Genomic DNA, 18,714 nt, shown 5'->3' with positions numbered 1-18,714 from the left:
GAAAAGCGCGGATGCAACATTGTAGAGTAATTTTGCGTAAAGAAATTACCACATAAAAAGCAAATAACTGGGGGCTAGAGCTTGATGTCAAAGCGAATGATCTCATCTGTCGCTTCAGGGGTAACTGCATTGTTAATCATTGTTATTATTTGTGCATGGAGTCCCTGGATAAGTAAAGCCTATGCTTCTGATAGAACCATCAATCAATTTAAGACGGAGTGGAAGGATACGGCTGATGGTTGTGGATTTAATTGCGAAGGTTGTGGTGTTCGGAGCTCGGAGAGAAAGTTATTTGGCTGGAAAGTAACCATTAACTATGCATGTGGTCAGTTAGCAGAGAATCAGAAGCCCATAATAAAAACGAAGACATATTATGTTTCTTTTATTGGAACCGAATAGCAAAAAAGAGTGCTGCCCCAAAATAAGGCAGCACTCTTTAATTAACTTTAGAAGTTTGTCATTCTATGCGCACCGAGCCTATTAGAGTTGAACGAATTAGGGCCCTCCCATCGTCATCCAAGATGACGATAGGAGGGCCGCACTTATTTCTTACCAGTTATTCCCCGACACGCGGGTAACGGTGAAGTTCGGGCTTTGCGCTTCGCCATAGATGGCGGAGATGCCCGGGTTGTTGATCTTCACGTTGGTGAAGCTTGCTCCGCCGTAAGCAGGGCCTTGGCCTTGCTCGGCGCGTACGACAAGCTTGATGCCGTAGCGGGTCGGATTGTTAATGTTGACGTTCTCGACGCGGATATTTTGCATCACCATATTGTTTGGCGACATGGATTGGAACATGAGGCCGAAGTAGACCGGATTGTTGATGTCTACGTTTTTGATCAGAATGTTCTTGATTGCCCGGTCGCCGCCGTAGATCCAGATCGCGCCAAAGTTTTGGTAATCGTTAATCTTGTCGTCTGCGCCAACGCTGGTCCAGAAGTCGCCGCCCGTGCGGTCCAGCGTTGCCCCGTCAATGACGGTATCCTGGTCGCCGAAGCCAAGCGTGTTGTAGCCGAAGCTGTAGCTGCTGATGGTAATGCCCGGATACGTCAACGTATCCGCTCCGTACAGGTTTTGGAACAAGTTATCCGAACCGCCGTATACGGCAAAAGCAGCCGCGCGGCGTACGTTGGTCGCCGTCAGGTTCGTATACTTGTTGCCTACGTTGTAAGAGCCGCCGGAATCCGTAGCGCTGAACAGAGCGAAGGAATCGTCGCCTGTGCCGCGAGCATAGTTGTTGTCGATCACGTTGTACGAGGAGCCGTTCGTCATGTTGATGCCGTCTGCAAAGGTATTCTTGATCCGGTTGTTCTTGAACGTGTTGTAAGAGGAGTTAACTCCCCAGTAGAGGCAGACAAAATGCTCGACCCAGATGTTCTGAACCGTTACGTTCTGCATGCCGTTGCCATCGATGAATTTGCCCGGTCCATCCACCCGGTTAATGTAGTTGCCCCATGCGGACAGGTCGCGGATCGTTGAACCGTTAGCCGCTGCGCTGATGTTAAAGCCGACATCGGTATTGGACTGGCTCTGAGGCGCAACCAGCTTGGTATACCAAGGGCCGGCGCCTACGATTTCCGTTGCGCGGCCATAGAGGAAGATCTTGCTGTTGATCGGCCATTCGCCGGCAGGGATGTAGATGCCTTTTTTCGTATTATCCTGCCTGAACTCCGTCAGCGCCTGATCAATCGACTTGGACGCCGATACTTCCACATATTTGGTTGGATCCGGGTTCGCTTGAGGCGGTGCCACATTCTCGGTTTCGAGCAGATCGACATAGATCCAGGAGACGTCGCCGGCATCCTTCTGAATCTTGATCTTGGTTCCGGCAGGGTATACTTGATCAAGCATAAGCTGCGCATCCTCATAGAGCCAATAAGCCGTCAAGCCTGCGCCAGGCGCATTGTCGTAACCTAGACGGCCAAGCGTGCTAGGCGTTGCGTAAAGGTAAGAGAATTTGGAGGAAACGTTAAATTTGCCTTTGCTAACACCGTTCGCATAGATGCTGACCGTGCCGTTTGTATTCTCGGCAACCGCGTTGCGGAGAACAAAAGCGTTCGCCGGGGAAGTTAAGGTGAATTCCACGTATTCTCCCGTAGCATCCAGATAGACGGATGAACGGCCGGATGCTTCTCCGGCATAATCGCCAGGCTTAAAGTTCGGAGCAAGTTTTGTGCCGTTTGTCGTATTGGAGGACGATTCCGCTTCAATGATGGTGAACGGCATGTTTGCTCCGCGGCCCGAATACAGGCTTACGGTGTTATTGTTATTGGTTTGCTTCGTGCTGACTTCGCTGCCGTCGGCAGCTACGGTCGCGGTTACCGAATAACTGCCGTTTACAGCGGTCCAAGTGCCCATCGTTACGTTAACGGATTGGCCTGCCGCGAGAGATCCGGTATACGAGCCGTTCCAGGTCTGAACGGTTGCGCCGGATGCGTTCTTCAATACTAAGGTAATCGGATGAGCTCCCGCCGCCGAAGCGATATTCCCTTGGTTCTTCAGGTTAGTCGTAAATGTAACCGTGTTGCCCGCGCTTGGGTTGCTTGGGTTCCAGGTCGTCGATACGATCAGGTCGGAGCTTTGCACGGCGGTAACGGTGATGCCCGCCGAGTTGCTGTAGCTGTTGTTGTTATTGTTTTGCTCAATAATGGTATTGCTCTCATCGACCTTCGCGCTTACCGGATAATTGCCGGCATTTCTTGCCCCGGCATTAACCGATACCGTAGCTGTCGCATTGGCAGCCAAGGCGGCTACGGGAGCCGTGCCAACAAGCTCGCTGCCCAGGTAGAAGTTCACCGAGGAGGCAGGTGAGCCGGCGTTGCCGATATTTTTTACGGTTGCGTTAAGGGTGATGGCATCCGTCTCCACCGGATTGGCCGGCGTCCAGGTCATGCCCGTAATCGTCAGATCCGGGTTAGGAGCGGGCGTGCCGTAAATTTCGAATTCCGCTACCTGGCCGCCTGGCGCGCCGGAGTTCGCCGTAATGTTCAACTGGACCTTGCTTACGGTAGCGGTAACCGGAATGGTCACCGTGTTGCCGGAGGACGGGTTAAACGTATAGGACTGCGCGGAGACCAGGTTGCTGAAAGTTGTTGTGTTCTGGTTAGCGCCGAGCACTTGAATCGTTTGCGTACGCGTACTCCATTCGACTGCCGGGTTCAGCTTCACCACGACGGAGGTGATGTCATGATTGGCACCGAGATCAACGGTCAGCTGGCTAGGATTGCCGCTGCCTTCCCAATAAGTAGACGTGCTTCCGTCATTGCCGTTAGCCGCTACATACGTAAAGGTTGAAGAAGAAGCTGTAATGGTCTTGCCTAAAGCTACGTTCCCGCCGGCAGGAGGAGTAGGTGTCGGTGTTGGAGTCGGCGTCGCGGTAGGAGTAGGTGTCGGTGTTGGAGTCGGCGTAGGAGTAGGAGTAGGAGTAGGTGTTGGAGTAGGTGTTGGTGTCGCCGAAGCTGCCACGGAAATCTGGTCCAGATTCACATTGCCGGAATCGGTAGAATCGTATTTGTAGGCGATCGTGTTATTGCCTGCATTAAGCGTCAACGTCTCGGTCTTGGTGCCCCAAGTATCCCAGTTCGCCAGGCTGTTCAGCGTGGTTTGGCGGATCTTCGTGCCATTGACGTAAATGCTCAATGTACGCGCGGAGCCTTGAGCGTTAGCGTATTTGAGCGTGACGTCGTAGCTGCCTGCGGAAGCTGCGTTTACCGTGAAGGCCGTTGAAGCGCCTTGCGTCCAATAGCCGTCAACAAACCCCGTACCGGAGTAGCCCGTGTGGTCCGTGTTCACTTTGGCACCGCCGGACAACGCTGCGCTCTCGGCTTCATAAGTGCCGGATGGCGGAGGCGTTACGGCTGCTCCGTAAATCTCGAACTCGGAGATTTGGCCGGCCTGCCAGCCTGTATTGGCCGTTATGTTCAGGCGAACGTAACGGGTGCTTGCCGCCGAGAAGTTAATGGTTACTGAGTTGTTGCTGACCGAAGGGTTAAAAACGTAACTGGCGGAGCCAACAATGTCAGTAAACGTTGAACCGTTCGTGCTTCCTTGCACGGACAACGTCTGGGTGCGCGTGCCCCAGCCGGCAGGAAGCTTCAGAACGACCTGATCAATGCTGGTGCTTGAGCCAAGATCGACTTGAATCCATTGCGGAAAAGCATTGTTTGTACTCTCCCAATATGTAGCCTGATTCCCGTCAGCTACATTGCCTGCGACATAAACATCCGCGTAGCCGCTGGCCGATACCGTCTTGCCTATGGCGAGGTTGGAGCCGCCCGCCGCCGATGAGGCAGAAGGGTAGAGCGTAAGCTGCGATAACAAAATGGCCAATGCAAGAGAGAGCATCATCAACGGATTGCGGCTTAGCCTTTTACTTATGGCGAACATAAAAAACCTCCTAATAAGAATGATCAAAAAGTAATGCGCTTACATTTTAGAGCATAGCTGCATTCAACCACCTCCCAAAAAGAATTCGTTTCGTTATATCCGATCCTTCTTGCTTCGCAAGCATCCGTTCGAATGAACAAAAAACCAATACCTAACGGACTGAGCGGTATTGGCGTTCTCGAAGCTTTTCGTCATGTGGTTGTAGTTGGAAGAGCAGTCTTATGTGCATAGCATAATCCAGTTGCCTGCCGGGCTGAAGATGCATTCCTACGATGAACATGTGCGATCTTATGTATCGGTGGCCCGTGGCCGCAAATAAAAAAACCGGAACCGCATCAAGCGGTACCGGTTCTATACTATAGATCCTGTTCTTTCAAATAAGCAAGCGCAGAGCGCATCTTCTCGATATAATCGGCTTCTCCGCCGGTACACATGAACCGAACTTGGCCGCTTCCGCGACCCGTACCGATTCCGTAACGGCTCAGCATCGCCGATAGACGCCGGATCGTTCCCAGATTGCCGTTTACAATCTGAATATGCGGAGGCAGAACATCCCGGAGAATAGACGTGTAGAACGGAAAATGCGTGCAGCCCAGCACCAGTATGCCGTACTCGTTCAAGTCGTAAGGCGCCAGCTTGGCGAGAAAATAATCATTAAGCACTTCTTTATCGAATTGCAGAGATTCGCAATATTGCACCAGCTCGGGCATCGGAAGGGAATCTACGATTCCTTCTTCGTCCACGCGGGAGACCAGCGCGTAATATTTCGGCATCCGAAGGGTTAGGGGAGTCGCCCAGACGAGAACCTTTTTCCCCGTTGCCCGGTTCATCTCCACGGCAGGCTTCACGGCAGGCTCCATCCCGATAATGGGAAAAGAATACCGTTCCCGCAGCTCGTTGATTGCGATGCTCGTCGCCGTATTGCAGGCCACGACCAGCGCATCAATCCCCTCCGCAACCATCTGCTCAACCGTCTGAAGCACGAAGTCGCGGACCTCCTCTTCCGATTTGGTCCCGTACGGAACATGCTTCGTGTCCGCCATATATAAATAATTCTCGGCAGGAAGACGCTTCAGCGCTTCCGCCAGTACCGTTAGTCCTCCGAGTCCGGAGTCGAAAATACCGATCGTCATAGTTTACAACGTTCCTATCCCATATGATTACACCCAGCATAACGCGGTCCGGGGAATTGGGCAAGACTCCGATCGGATTATTTTGAAGACGGCTATCCCGTCATCACTCTTTCAACCGGATAGCGGTACTTCGAGTTTGTTTGCTGGCCGCCAATAATATAGAGGAAGGAAGTTAGTCCGATTCTTCCGATAAACATGAGCAGCATGAGAATGCATTTGGCAAAGATGCTTAAATCCGGCGTTATGCCGGTAGACAAGCCTACCGTTCCGAAGGCGGAGCATACCTCCAGAATAATCGCGACCAGCTGATGCTGCTTGTCGGAGAAGCTGATGGCAATAACGGACAGTGAACACATGACGATCGCCATCATCGAGATGGCAAGGGATTTTAGAATATCGTCTATATGCAGCTCGCGCTTGAATACCTTGTAATCCCGCCGTCCTCTTGCAAAGTGGTAAATAAACAGCATGTTCAGGGCGAAGGTGGTTGTCCGAATCCCGCCGCCAACCGAGTTGGGAGAGCCCCCGATAAACATATAGACGCACATAAGCAGAAGAGTCGGCAGCGTCAGATGGGTAATGTCCATCGTCGTTAGGCCGGCGCTTCGCGTCGTAGCGGCTTGGAAGAAAGCATAGAAGAAGCTTTCATGCCAGGTTAAGTCTTTGAAGTAATGCCGCGACTCGAACAGCAGGATAAAGACCGTGCCAACGGCGAGCAAAGCGAAGTAGGTAAAAGTGGTAAGCTTCGTAAATAACGAGAAGCGGAAGGGATGATTCAGGTCCAGCTTGTTTCGGGAAAGAAACGCCTTCAGCTCGATTAAGACCGGGAATCCGATCGCGCCGAAAATAATAAGCAGAATCGTCACGAGCTGGACGAAATAGTCGTCTTTGAACGGAATTAGCGATTGGCCGGTAATGTCCATTCCGGCATTTGTTGTTGCGCTGACGGAGGCGAACAGCCCCTGCAGGAAGGCTTCCTGCCAGGTAGGGAAATAACGCAGGAAGCGCAGCCCGAAGATTACCGCGCCGATCAGCTCCGTCAGAAGGGTGATGCGCAATATTTCTTTTACGAGCTGGACCAGGCCGGATAAGGCGAACTGATTGTTATCCACCATAATCAGCCTGCGCTCCCGGAGACCGATTTTGCGGCCGATCAAGAGCCAGAAGAACGTACTCATCGCCATAATGCCTATTCCTCCGAATTGAAGGACAAGCATAATAACGAAATAACCAAACACGTTGTAAGTTTCCGCCACGTTAAATACGCTAAGGCCCGTATCGCTTACGACGCTGACGGCCGTAAATACGGTATCGAAGAAGGAGACCTCTACTCCGGGCCTGCGAATGGCAGGAATACTGAATAGAAGAATGGATATAAGCACCGCAAGAATATAGTAGCCGGTAATGACTTGGGCTGGCGAACGCCGGCTCACCCATTCCCGAGATGTTTTAAGCATAGAATCCTCCCATTATCCCTAAAGGCATAGCCATAATATGGTTGGATTCGAGTGCAAATATGCGGCCTCTCGCTTTTACAATTTCTTTATTAAATTTTTAAATTGCCATTATAAAGCCCTCCTACAATAAGAACAAGAATACAACTTATATACAACCGGAACACAATGAAAACACAACCATTTTGTAGGGGGGCAATTGAAGATGAAAGTAAACAAGGTTTACGCAGCAACCGTACTTGCTGCATCCCTCGCGCTTGGCGCGGTAGCTGCACCGGCAGCAAGCTTCGCGGCACCGGCCGCGGTATCGCAGAAGAAAGCGCAAGGCGTATTTACGCAAGCAAGCGTAGAACGCACGTCCGACGGCAAGCTGAAAATTCACTGGAACTCCAATGCAGACCTTGGCGCCGCAAAAATTCTCTGGAGCACTTCGCCGGACAATATCGCCAAAAACGGCAAGCAGCTGAAGCGCATTAATGCGAGCTACAACGGTTATGTCACCGCGGATCCAAAGCCCGGCTCCCGTGTATATTTCTACATTAAGACAAGCAGCGGCGCGACCGTTACGGTTGCGGAGCGCAAAGTAAACCTGCAAGGCGCATACAACTTCCGCGACCTCGGCGGCTACAAAACGACCGACGGCAAAACCGTAAAGTGGGGCAAGCTGTTTCGCGGCGAAGAGCTTGGACATCTAACGGACGCGGATATTAAGACGATTCAGGAAATGGGCATCAAAACAAACGTGGACTACCGTACGGATGCCGAGGTTAAGGCTCTTCCGGATCCGGTCATTCCGGGTATCGAAAATATCCGTACGGATGCGGGAAATGAAGGTTCGGCAGCGGATCTGAACTCCATGATTGCTTCCGGCCTGATGAAGGACGAAGCTAGCGCGGTGGCCATGATGGCTGGCTTTAACAAACAAATGGTCGACTCTCCGAAATTCTACGTTCAATTGATGGAGCTGCTTAACGACCCTAACAATATCGGTCTCGTTCAGCACTGCACAGCCGGTAAAGACCGGACGGGCTTGGGCTCGGCGATCATTCTTCTGGCGCTTGGCGTAGACGAGAAGACGGTTATGGACGACTATCTCTTGAGCAACGTATACCGTGCGGAAGCAAACAAGAAGGCGATTGAGGCCGTTAAAGCTCAAGTGAAGGATGAGAACGTTGTCGCGGCGATTACGGCCATGATGGGCGTTCAGAAGGAATTTCTGCAAGCGGCTATTGACGAGATGAAGGCGAAATACGGCTCGATCGACAATTTCCTTGAAAAAGGCCTTGGCATTACAAAACAAGAGCGCGCGAAGCTGAAAGCCATGTACACGGAATAATAAGAATGAGGATCGCTGGCCTTTTACGGCCGGCGGTCTTTTTTTATGGCAAAGCGATAGAAAAGGGTATAATAAGGAAAACGAGATTGGAGAGCAAAAGATGACGGACCATAAAACAACTGCGGGCTGGAACCTCGAGAACAGCTATGCCGATCTGCCGGACTTATTGTATACCAAGCAAAACCCTGTCCCCGTACGCGCCCCCGGGTTAATCAAGTTAAATGAACCGCTGGCGGCGGAGTTGGGACTGCATGCCGACGCGCTGCGCGGCAGCGAAGGCATACAGGTATTTGCGGGCAATCAAATTCCCGAAGGCGCGGAGCCTCTTGCCCAGGCTTATGCCGGACACCAATTCGCTTATTTCAACCGGCTTGGCGATGGCCGCGCCGTGCTGCTTGGCGAGCAGATTACTCCGCAAGGAGAGAGAGTCGATATTCAGCTGAAGGGCTCCGGAAGGACGCCTTATTCCCGCGGCGGCGACGGACGCGCGGCGCTAGGTCCCATGCTTCGGGAGTATATCATCAGCGAAGCGATGCATGCGCTTGGCATTCCGACGACCCGCAGCCTTGCGGTTGTGACAACCGGCGAGGAAATCGTGCGCGAGAGCCTGCTGCCCGGCGCGATTCTTACCCGGGTTGCCGCAAGCCATATCCGTGTCGGCACCTTCCAGTTTGCCGCGCAGTGGGGAACGCTTGAGGAGCTCCAAGCGTTGGCGGATTACACGATCAAGAGGCATTACCCGGATATGGAGGACGGCGAGAACCGGTACGTCAGCTTCTTTAAGGAAGTTATTAAACGCCAGGCGGCGCTGATTGCGAAATGGCAGCTGGTTGGTTTTATCCACGGGGTTATGAATACGGACAATATGGCGATCAGCGGGGAGACGATTGATTACGGGCCATGCGCTTTTATGGATACGTATGATCCGGCTACCGTTTTCAGCTCGATTGACCGGGAAGGCCGCTATGCGTTTGGCAATCAGCCATCCATCGGTGCATGGAACCTCGCCAGGCTGGCTGAAGCCTTGCTTCCGTTAATGGACGAGGATGAAGAAGGGGCTATTGAGCTGGCTCAAGATGCTTTATCGGATTACAGCGAGCTGTTCCAACAAAACTGGCTGCAAGGCATGCGCGCAAAGCTTGGGATCTTTAACGAAGAGCCGGAGGATGAGGCGCTGGTTGAAGCCTTTGTGCTGCTGATGCAGCGGAACCAGGCGGATTACACCAATACGTTCCGGGCGTTATCCATGGATAAACCGGAGGACACCGTACTGCACGGGTCGGCGGAGTTTGCGGAATGGCAGCAGCAATGGCAGGCGAGACTAGGGCGGCAAGCGGAATCCAAGGAGGAAGCTCTCCGGCTTATGCGGAGCAGCAATCCGGCTATTATCCCCCGCAATCACCGGGTAGAGGAAGCGCTGGCGGCGGCGGAGCAGGGGGATCTATGCGTTTTGGATAATCTGCTTGCCGCGCTTGCGAATCCTTATGCGTATTCGGATGAGCAAGAGGCTTATGCCTCCCTTCCGGAACAATCGCCGCGTCCGTACCGGACGTTCTGCGGAACTTAAGGTCATAGGAGATTAACGCGATGAAATATGAATTGGGCCGCTGCTTGCTGCAGGAACGATTGGAGGAGCGGGGGATGAGCCGGGAGACATTAGCCGGAGCTTTGCTGTATAAGCCGGAGAGGCTGGCCGATTATATCGAGAATAAGAGGTTAATGCCGTTAAAGACGGCGATCTCTATCGCGGATACGGTAGGCTGTTCGGTTAATGAATTGTACGAATTATTGCCGGCAGAAAGCGGGAGATAAAGATGGCGGATAAAAATATCGCGATTGCCTTGTATCGGCCGCATGCCGGCAAGGAGCGGGAGCTTCATCAGATTGTTCGGGAGCATGGACCCGCTCTTAAGCGGGAGGGGCTGATTACGGAGCTGCCTCTGCTTCAGCTTGAAGCGGAGGACGGTACCGTCATTGAGATCTTCGAATGGAAATCCGAGGAGGCGAAGAGGCTGGCACATAGCTCTCCGGTCATTTGGCCGATCTGGGAGCGTATGATGGCTGTCGCGGATATGACGGGGCTCGGATCGCTGAAGGAAGCAGGTCAGCCGTTTCCGAATTTTAAGAGGCTGGAGCTATAGCAGCTGGGCGCTTGCCGACCTGTGCGGGCGTGCGACGTTGGGATAAGACCCTGGCAGGGTCTTATCGGGCGAACACGAGGTAATATTAGTCATTATAAGACCCTGAAAGGGTCTTATTTGCTTAGGTTGGCTGGGAAATGTGAGTGTTGCGGGCGTGAGGAGTTGGGATAAGACCCTGGTAGGGTCTTATCGGGAGAAAGCGAGGTAATATTAGTCATGATAAGACCCTGAGTGGGTCTTATTTGCTTAGGTTGGCTGGGAAATGTGAGTGTTGCGGGCGTGCCGCGTTGGGATAAGACCCTGGCAGGGCCTTATCGGGCGAACACGAGGTAATATTAGTCATTATAAGACCCCGAGAGGGTCTTATTTGCTTAGGTTGGCTGGGAAATGTGAGTGTTGCGTGCGCTGTGGCAAAGCTTAACGATGCGCGACATCATTAAGACCGCTGGCAGGCGTAAAGAAGCAGTGCTTAACGATGTACGATATCGTTAAGGAGAGAGAGAAGCCGCCAGAGGGAGCGTATCCGGCTGAATTGGCCGAGCTTAACGATGCGCCGCATCGCTAAGGCAGCTGGGAGGCGGGAAAAAGCAAACCTTAACAATGCGCGGCATCGTTAAGCGAAAATACAAAAGCGGGCTGTCCATTACAGGACGACCCGCTTATCTTTTATTGCAGCTGCTGCAAGGCCTCCGCGTACTTTGGGTACCAGTGCTGCCAATGCGCCTTGCGGTCCGCAAGAGGTTGTCCACTGTCCAGCAGCGACGCAATGACGTCGAGGCAGACATGCCAGCCCGCAAGGTCTTTGGGCGTATGCTCGGACGGCTTGAAGATGCTCTCGATCAGCACGAGCCTGCAGCCGCCGTCCTCCCCGCGGAATTCAAAGCGCACGGCCATGTCCTCTCCCCAGGTAAACGCGAGTACGGCCAACGGCTCGTAAGCCGTGATGGTCATCGTCTCATAGCTGCCATCACCCATGTTGAAGCTGAGATGCCCGCCTTCCCGCAGATCCTCCACGCGGAGCTCGGAGAACCACTTGGGGAGCTTTTCGTTATCGGTAAAATAAGACCAGATATCTTCCTTGGAATGATTCAATCTGCGTTCGAACGTTACGGTATAACCTGTGCCTTCTTTGGCAATCGCGGCCAGCATAATAACGAAATCCCCCGCTTTCAAAAAGGTATCTCATGCAAGATTACCAGATTGCCGCGGAGGATTCAAAAGGGCTATAGAAAGATAATTCCGGCTGCTCCCGCCGCCGCGATCACGGTTAACGGGTGCAGCTTGTATTTGAACAAGAGCCATAAGCAGCCTGCACAGATCAGCAGCGTAAACCCGGTCGTCCAGGTGTAGCTGCCCGGCTTATCGAAGCCGCCGAAGTGAAGCGCCGCATAAATGATTAATCCGGTAACGACGGGCCGCAGGCCGTAAAAGAGGGCTTTCATCGTCTTGTTATTCCGAAGCTTAAAGAAGAAGGCGGACAACACGATTACGACCAGCAGCGAAGGGAGGACAATCCCGGCACAAGCGGCAATCGCACCGGCGATTCCCGCGGTATCGTAGCCGATTAACGTAACGGCATTGGTGGCGATTGGCCCCGGCGCCATGCCGGCAAGGGAAACGGCTTTTTGAAATTCAGCGGTTGTCATCCACCCGTGGGAGATCACCTTGCTCTGTATCATCGGAATAACGGAATAACCGCCGCCAAACGAGATAAATCCAATTTTGAAGAAAGTCAGGAACAAGTCCCAGATCATACGTAACTCTCCCTTGCGCTTATCAAATATAATACTCCGGATACATTAGCTCTTGGCTGCTGGAGGATGGCTTTTCCGTATTGGCTTGTTTGCCTGTTTTCTCCTTGACCCGAACCATGCCGATACCAACCAGCACACCTGCTGCAACGATATATAGCGGAGTAAGCGGAAGCACGAGCAAAATGAGAAGCGCGAGGACCAGCATGACTAACGTTGTCTTGTCAAAGATCGCGGCTTTGGCCATCCGGTACGCGGACATTGCGATCAGCGCCACAACCGCGCCGTGAACCCCCTTCAGGGCAGCCACAATCTTGGGATTGTCTTGAAACTTCAAATAAAACAGGCTAAGCGCAATGATAATTATGAAGGTTGGCAGCGTTACGCCAATAACCGCAATAGCCGCTCCCGGTATGCCGGCTTTCCGGTACCCGATGAAGGCTGCGGCATTGACGCCAACGCCGCCCGGAGCGGAACCGGCTAGCGATACGACATCAGCAAGTTCTTTCTCGGCAATCCAATTACGCTTATTAACGACCTCGCGTTCAATGACGGGCATCATGGCGTAACCGCCGCCAAAGGTGGAAGGACCGATCCGTACAAAAACCCAGAATAGCTGTGCCAAAAAATAGAGTCGTTCTTTCCAGTTTGTCTGCATTTAAACTCTCTCCTTTTGACTGTAACATAGCTATTATAGCAACTTAAATTCATTTTGGATTAAAGTTAAGGAAAATTGGTTTATAAAAATTACTTATACCGATAAAAACGAGTGGTTAACCCTTGCTGCTCCGTTTAGTTTCGTTCAAAATTGAATAAAGTGGACAAAACCACTCGGCATAGCCCCCATTCTTGATCTGGGGTATAATTGCAGGTAGCAACGACAATCTACCCGGAAAGGATGAAACGATGAGTCATTCTCTGCGTTCCGTCCCCTCGCATAAACAGCTTATTTACGATTACATCGCTAATCTAGGGCCAATTGCCAAGGCAGAGCTGCTGGAAGCCCACGATATTACCAGCAGCACGATGACCCGTCTATTGGACGATATGGCCAAGGAAGGGCTTATCCTCGTTACCGGATTAGGTCCGTCGAAGGGCGGCAGAAAACCGCTGCTCTATCAGATTAATCCCGATTACGGATATATCTTTGGTCTTGAGATTTCCAGGTTCACTTCCACGCTTGGTTTATTTGACATGAATATGAATCAGAAGTCCGTTGTCCGGTGGCGGATGGACGAGACGATGACGCCCGAGCGTCTGGTTGCCCATACGGTAAGCATGATGCTTGCTTTTATGAAGGATCATTCCCTATCGCAAAGCCGTATTTTGGGGCTGGGGATTGGGGCGGTAGGACCGCTTGACCGCGGCAGCGGGGTTATTATTAATCCTCGGTATTTTCCGGCTAAAGGCTGGGAGCAGGTACCGATCTGCACCATGTTTGAGGAAGCCGCCGGGCTGCCAACCCTGCTTGAGAATGGGGCTAATACGGCTCTTGTTGGAGAGCATTGGTCTATGAGGCAAGAGAACGTGGAGCATGCGCTCTACGTCTCCGCAGGAATCAGCTTGCGTTCGGCCATGATGTCCCATGGGCAAATCGTGTACGGAAAGGTAGACATGGAGGGCTCCATCGGGCAAATGATTATCGATGTGGACGGCCCTAGGCTCGAGGAATCCGGCAACTACGGCTCGCTCGAAACCTTCGCTTCGGTTCAGGCGCTGGAACGACAGGTGCGGACGAGGCTGAAGGTTGGAGGCAGCTTATTATTAAATAACGTAGTACCGGAAAAAGTAAATCTGGATACGATCACGGAGGGACTAAACGCCGGCGATCCTTTTATACGCGAGATGTTCGTGCAGTCCGCCTCCTATTTCGGAGTAGGGCTGGCGAATCTGATTAATACGTTCCACCCGGAGCTCATTATTCTTGGCGGGGCTCTCATTAGCGCCAATCCGATGTATTATCGGGTAGCGACGGAGGTAGCGGTTAAGAAAACGCATTACAGCGCAGCGTATATCCCGCAATTTTCGATGGGCCAATTAAAGGAAGACGCGGTTGTGACGGGTGCCGCATTAATGGTAAGAAGCCGCATGAAATTATAAGCAAATACCCAAGCCATTCCATACTTACCTACTTATAATAAATAAGCGGTTATGTATGCTTGGGGAGGGGAAGCAAGTGAAAATGTATAGCCGGGGCAAAAAAGAATCCGCACCGCTGCTGATGTACCTGCCTCAGAAGCAGTCGGGCTTTCTAAGTCCCCCTAGTCGCATAGAAGAGACAATGAAACCAAAGAAAAAACAAAAAAAAGCAGTGAAGCCAAGTGTTCCGAAGACAACGTCGGCAGCAGCAGCTGCTGTAACCGTAACTCCGCAAAAACAGTACAGACATCCGTCACGGAAAGGGAAAGTGCGGAAGTTGCCTCACTGGCACTGGCTGGATAAGCTGGACGATGAGTTCGAGCAAGAATCCGATTACGAAGACGAAGAACTGTCCGAGGCCGAGCTTATAGAGGAGCCGGCTCCTTCGATTACCCGGCCTTCGGCCGCAGTCCAGGTATCGCAACTGACTGTAGCGGTTCCAACGCCAACTCCTTCTGCAGTACCAACGCCGGCTCCGGTACCGACACCAACGGCAGTTCAATCACCGTCTCCAGCGTCAGCCCCAGTACCGACCCAAACACCATCCCAAACACCAATTCCAGCACTTGCTCCAACATCAACATTCATTCCAGCACCAGCACCTGCTCAAATGCCGATTCCAATGCCGGCTCCAGCTGCGGCTAAGGCTACGGCTCCGATGAGGAGCAATCAGCTTTTTGTCTCTTTGTCAGAGAAGGGACAGATCCTGGTTATTGACGGGGAGACGGATACCGTCACCGATACGATCCCGTTGCCGTCAGCCGGCCCCGTTAAGGGGATTGCTATAAATCCGGTGTCGAACCGGATTTATGCGATTAACAGCAGCAAGCATCAGCTATATGTGCTGGACGGGAGCACGAAGGAAGTGGTAGCCGTTGTACCGGTCAGCCCGTTTCCGACGCTTGCAGCCGTAAACGCGAAAACCAACCGCGTCTATGTTACAAGCTCGCTTCTTAATACCGTAGATGTTCTGGACGGGGAGACCAACCAGCTTATCGATTCCGTCGGCGTAGGCAACATTCCTGCCGGAATTGTTATTAATGCCGATACGAACCGGATTTATGTAGCAAACGGCAGCCCGGATCATGATATTTCGGTTATAGACGGATACACCCATACAAGGCTGTTCCCGGATATTCCGGTCGGGCACGAACCGGGGCTTGCGGGTATTCACGAGGATGCGAACCTCATTTATGTGCCGAATATCTTTAGCGATAGCCTGAGCGTTATTTATGGCGGGACCAACACGGTCTTGAAAACAATAACGGAAGGGATCGGCAAAAATCCTTACGCAGCCGGAGTGGATACCTTCGCCAATCTGGTGTACGTCTCGAATTCCGGAAGCGACAGCGTCTCGGTTATCGATGCTTCCAACCATAAGGTTATGGAGACCATTCCGGTCGGAAGCTGCCCGAAGGCATTAGCCGTTCATACCAAGACCAACCGGATCTATGTAGCGGTAAGAGACGGGGTTGCCGTCATTGACGGGGATACCTTTGAGGTGATGAACAAGATTGATACGGCTGCCAGCCCAAGCGGTCTGGTACTTCATGAATAATAACGAAAGCCGGGGTGCACTCCGAATGGAGTGTGCCCCGGCTTTTAACATACCTAATTACACAGTTGCCGTTGTTTTATAGACTTCTCGAATCGCGTCTTCGACGTTAGGCTCCTTAACGCTAATATCCTGAATCGGAAGCTTCTGCGAGAGGGCGGCGATAAGCTCCGAGGCGGAGATGCTTTCCTTTTCGAACTGGTACCAGATTTTCAGCCCTTCCTGCTTGATAACCGTGGCATGCGGTGTGGCGAGATCATCGCAAGGCTCATGAAGCTCCACAACCAGCATGCGGTGAGGAGTAAGCTTATGGATGATGGAGCCGATAGGACCGTCCTCTACAAGCTTGCCGTTATTAACGACGATAATTCTGCTGCAAAGCTGCTCCACGTCATCGAGATCATGGGTGGTCAGAATAACGGTAACGCCGCGGGTACGGTTAATTTCCTTAATAAAATTCCGGATCGCATGCTTGGCGTCGGCATCCAGCCCAATCGTAGGCTCGTCGAGGAATAAGACCGACGGCGAATGCAGCATAGCCGCCGCGATATCGCCGCGCATGCGCTGGCCAAGCGACAGCTGGCGCACCGGGGTGTTGATAAATTCCTGCAGCTTCAGCACGTCGGTTAATATCGCGAGATTGTCATCGTAGGCTTGTTGATCAATCTGGTAAATCCGGCGCAGCAGCTCAAACGATTCCCCGAGACGCAAATCCCAATACAGCTGAGTACGCTGCCCGAATACAACGCCAAGCTTGCGGACGACGGCTTTCCGGTCGGCTTGCGGGGAGATGCCGCATACCTTGACGGAGCCTGAGGTCGGATGGAGGATGCCGGTCAGCATTTTGATGGTGGTGCTTTTGCCGGCGCCGTTAGGTCCGATGTAGCCGACAATCTCGCCAGGCGCGATCGAGAAGCTGATGCCGTTTACGCCGTTAAATTTCGTTTTTTTCGGGAAGAGAAGACTCTTGATCGAGCCGCGCAGCCCGCTTTCTTTTTTCACGATCATATATTCCTTCACGAGATCCTTAACCTCGATAACGGTTTCCATTCCAGTCCGTTCCCCCTATGGCTTAAGAGCCTGCGCTCTCGTAATTTTTCATGCCGAATTTAAAGATGCCGCCCGCAATCAGGAAGCAGATCACGCCCACGAGCGGTGTCCACAGAGCAAAGCTTAGCGGAAGCTCGAAGCCGCCGCTGTCCGCATTCAGGAACTCCGCGGCAGGATAGAAGCTGATGAACCCGATTGGAATGATGAAGGTGAATAACGCCTGCAGAAAATACGGGTACATGCTAAGCGGATACATGGTTGCGCGTTCGAGCATCGTCAGGGCGAAGCCAACCATGGAGCCGTTGCGCTTGGTCCAGAAGGCGATTGTTCCAAGGCTGGTGAATAGCGCCGCACGGATCAGAATACCTCCGATCAGCACGAGAATCAGCTTGCCGACGTTCGCGGGCGTCCAGTCAAAGCCTGCAATTTCGGCGCCATAGAGGAAGATGATAACGCCCGGTATGCAATCGATTAACCCGATAAAATTCACGTAGCTCGCAACGAGCTGGAAGAAAACGTTCATCGGCCGAAGCAGAAGACGGTCGAAGCCGCCGTTAATGACCATATGGTCGATACTCCACGTATTGATGAAGAAGACGACAAAGATGCCGTGGCTGATCAGGCCAAGTCCATACAAAAAGGTAAGCTGCGGGAAATCCCAGCCGTTAAGCGCCTGGAAGCGGTCGACGATAATCTTGAGCATCCAGATGCCGGAGAAGTATTGAATCGGAATCATGAGGAGCCAGCTGAACAGGAACAGCGGATACTCGAGCTGCCGCTGCACGGCGAGACGCGCCCAGCAGGAAGCGACGGATACATAATGCTTGATCGTAGATACCATAAGGGCGTTCTCAGCCTCCCTGGATTAACGTTTTTTTCTTCGTGCGCGCCCATCCGGCTGCCAGGATCATGTACAGAACCGCAATCCAGACGGCTTGAACAGCCATGGAGGCTAAAGCTTCGGCTGTGCTTGTGTTGCCGATATAAATGCCGAGCGGGGTCTGATAGGTATATTGGAAAGGTAGAAATTTCGAGACGGTCTGAACCGATTCCGGAAAAAACCACAGCGGCACGATGCTGCCGGACAATACGCGGACGATGGCGTCCTTGACATTCCCCATGTTGCCAAGCTCCATCACCCAGAACGCAATCAGTCCGATAAGCGCGCTGAGCAGCCATAGAATGGCGTAGCTTAACAGGCAGCTTGGAAGGAAGAGCAGGAAGCTCCGGAAGGAAGCGGGCCACGGAATACCGAAAAAGACGGAGGCAAATACAACAAGCGGAAGCGCCCTGTTTAACAAGGAGCTGAGCATCTCTCCGATATCTTCGGCCAAATAGCAGGCAAATAGAGGAATAGGACGGTAGAAGTCGGTGACGATTTGGCCTTCCCGTATTTTGTAATAGATGGTATTCTGTACATCGCATACGAAGATGGTAGAGATGATGATCGAGAGAATGGTGTAGGTCGTAATATCCTGCAGGTTAATCGATTCCACCGATCCGGAGCTGCCCTTGTAAGCCGTCTGCCATAAGAATACGGAAGCCAGCATCAGAATAAGATTGGTTGCAACGGAAGTGAATACTTCAAACCGGTAAGTCAAATTAATGAGAAGCTTCATTTTCGTTATGTACCAGTAAGCCTGAAGCATATTAACCCCCTTAAAAGCGACTTTATATGTAAAATATTACAATTACAATGCTCTTATATTAATCGATTTCATTCCCTTAGGCTACGGATATTTTCAATATAGTTATTTATAAGAATTGGCCCA

The 18,714-nt window shown here is 52.1% G+C and carries 16 protein-coding genes; 7 read left to right on the top strand and 9 right to left on the bottom strand.

All coding sequences use genetic code 11. The annotated features are described in order from the left end of the window. Positions 1-84: 84 nt before the first annotated feature. The gene (locus tag WFK81_RS26405; RefSeq protein WP_336789868.1) at positions 85-399 is read left to right on the top strand and encodes a hypothetical protein; all 315 of its coding nucleotides are present in this window, start codon (positions 85-87) and stop codon (positions 397-399) included. A gap of 150 nt (positions 400-549) precedes the next feature. Here WFK81_RS26405 and WFK81_RS26400 read toward each other — a convergent pair whose 3' ends face one another. The 3 genes from WFK81_RS26400 to WFK81_RS26390 form a co-directional block, all read right to left on the bottom strand. Beyond that, positions 550-4,383, bottom strand: coding sequence for a CARDB domain-containing protein (locus WFK81_RS26400; protein ID WP_336789866.1), 3,834 nt, complete (start codon positions 4,381-4,383; stop codon positions 550-552). 356 nt (positions 4,384-4,739) lie between these two features. Next, positions 4,740-5,516, bottom strand: a complete 777-nt coding sequence (murI, locus tag WFK81_RS26395) for a glutamate racemase (RefSeq protein ID WP_336789864.1) — start codon at positions 5,514-5,516, stop codon at positions 4,740-4,742. 92 nt (positions 5,517-5,608) lie between these two features. Continuing rightward, complete coding sequence (locus WFK81_RS26390; protein WP_336789862.1) at positions 5,609-6,973, bottom strand: TrkH family potassium uptake protein; 1,365 nt, start codon at positions 6,971-6,973, stop codon at positions 5,609-5,611. Positions 6,974-7,175: 202 nt separating this feature from the next. Here WFK81_RS26390 and WFK81_RS26385 point away from each other — a divergent pair, with 202 nt between their 5' ends. From WFK81_RS26385 to WFK81_RS26370, 4 genes are all read left to right on the top strand, one after another. After that, entirely contained in the window at positions 7,176-8,306 is a 1,131-nt protein-coding gene (locus WFK81_RS26385; protein WP_336789860.1) for a tyrosine-protein phosphatase, read from the top strand. Between the two features lie 100 nt (positions 8,307-8,406). Further along, complete coding sequence (locus tag WFK81_RS26380; RefSeq protein WP_336789859.1) at positions 8,407-9,873, top strand: protein adenylyltransferase SelO; 1,467 nt, start codon at positions 8,407-8,409, stop codon at positions 9,871-9,873. A gap of 20 nt (positions 9,874-9,893) precedes the next feature. Next, positions 9,894-10,118: a helix-turn-helix domain-containing protein gene (locus WFK81_RS26375; protein ID WP_336789857.1), complete on the top strand. Its 225-nt coding sequence runs from the start codon at positions 9,894-9,896 to the stop codon at positions 10,116-10,118. Positions 10,119-10,120: 2 nt separating this feature from the next. Further along, the gene (locus WFK81_RS26370) at positions 10,121-10,447 is read left to right on the top strand and encodes a hypothetical protein (protein WP_336789855.1); all 327 of its coding nucleotides are present in this window, start codon (positions 10,121-10,123) and stop codon (positions 10,445-10,447) included. Positions 10,448-11,113: 666 nt separating this feature from the next. On the opposite strand, the gene WFK81_RS26365 is transcribed toward WFK81_RS26370, so the two are convergent. The 3 genes from WFK81_RS26365 to WFK81_RS26355 all read right to left on the bottom strand — a co-directional run bounded on the left by WFK81_RS26365 (position 11,114) and on the right by WFK81_RS26355 (position 12,856). Beyond that, positions 11,114-11,596 carry an SRPBCC family protein gene (locus WFK81_RS26365; protein WP_336790064.1) on the bottom strand — a complete coding sequence of 161 codons (483 nt, stop codon included), beginning with the start codon at positions 11,594-11,596 and terminating at the stop codon, positions 11,114-11,116. A 74-nt stretch (positions 11,597-11,670) separates the two neighbouring features. After that, the gene (locus tag WFK81_RS26360; RefSeq protein WP_336789853.1) at positions 11,671-12,201 is read right to left on the bottom strand and encodes a chromate transporter; all 531 of its coding nucleotides are present in this window, start codon (positions 12,199-12,201) and stop codon (positions 11,671-11,673) included. Positions 12,202-12,223: 22 nt separating this feature from the next. Beyond that, a complete protein-coding gene (locus WFK81_RS26355) occupies positions 12,224-12,856 on the bottom strand; it encodes a chromate transporter (protein WP_336789851.1) in 633 nt (210 codons plus the stop codon). Positions 12,857-13,104: 248 nt separating this feature from the next. On the opposite strand from WFK81_RS26355, the gene WFK81_RS26350 reads away from it, so the two are divergent. Together WFK81_RS26350 and WFK81_RS26345 are read left to right on the top strand one after the other, a co-directional pair. Beyond that, complete coding sequence (locus tag WFK81_RS26350) at positions 13,105-14,298, top strand: ROK family transcriptional regulator (RefSeq protein WP_336789850.1); 1,194 nt, start codon at positions 13,105-13,107, stop codon at positions 14,296-14,298. Positions 14,299-14,380: 82 nt separating this feature from the next. Next, the gene (locus tag WFK81_RS26345; protein ID WP_336790062.1) at positions 14,381-15,895 is read left to right on the top strand and encodes a YncE family protein; all 1,515 of its coding nucleotides are present in this window, start codon (positions 14,381-14,383) and stop codon (positions 15,893-15,895) included. Between the two features lie 57 nt (positions 15,896-15,952). Here WFK81_RS26345 and WFK81_RS26340 read toward each other — a convergent pair whose 3' ends face one another. Genes WFK81_RS26340 through WFK81_RS26330 form a run of 3 tightly spaced genes read right to left on the bottom strand, consistent with a single transcriptional unit; the run spans position 15,953 to position 18,591 of the window. Continuing rightward, complete coding sequence (locus WFK81_RS26340) at positions 15,953-16,942, bottom strand: ABC transporter ATP-binding protein (RefSeq protein ID WP_336789848.1); 990 nt, start codon at positions 16,940-16,942, stop codon at positions 15,953-15,955. A gap of 22 nt (positions 16,943-16,964) precedes the next feature. Further along, positions 16,965-17,783, bottom strand: a complete 819-nt coding sequence (locus tag WFK81_RS26335) for an ABC transporter permease (protein ID WP_336789846.1) — start codon at positions 17,781-17,783, stop codon at positions 16,965-16,967. 10 nt (positions 17,784-17,793) lie between these two features. Then, the gene (locus WFK81_RS26330; protein WP_336789844.1) at positions 17,794-18,591 is read right to left on the bottom strand and encodes an ABC transporter permease; all 798 of its coding nucleotides are present in this window, start codon (positions 18,589-18,591) and stop codon (positions 17,794-17,796) included. Between the last annotated feature and the right edge of the window lie 123 nt (positions 18,592-18,714).

The organism is Paenibacillus sp. MMO-177, from assembly GCF_037147795.1.
Taxonomy (GTDB): domain Bacteria; phylum Bacillota; class Bacilli; order Paenibacillales; family Paenibacillaceae; genus Pristimantibacillus.
The sequence above is the reverse complement of the archived record's forward strand: the minus strand, read 5'-3'. Positions and strand labels throughout refer to the sequence as shown.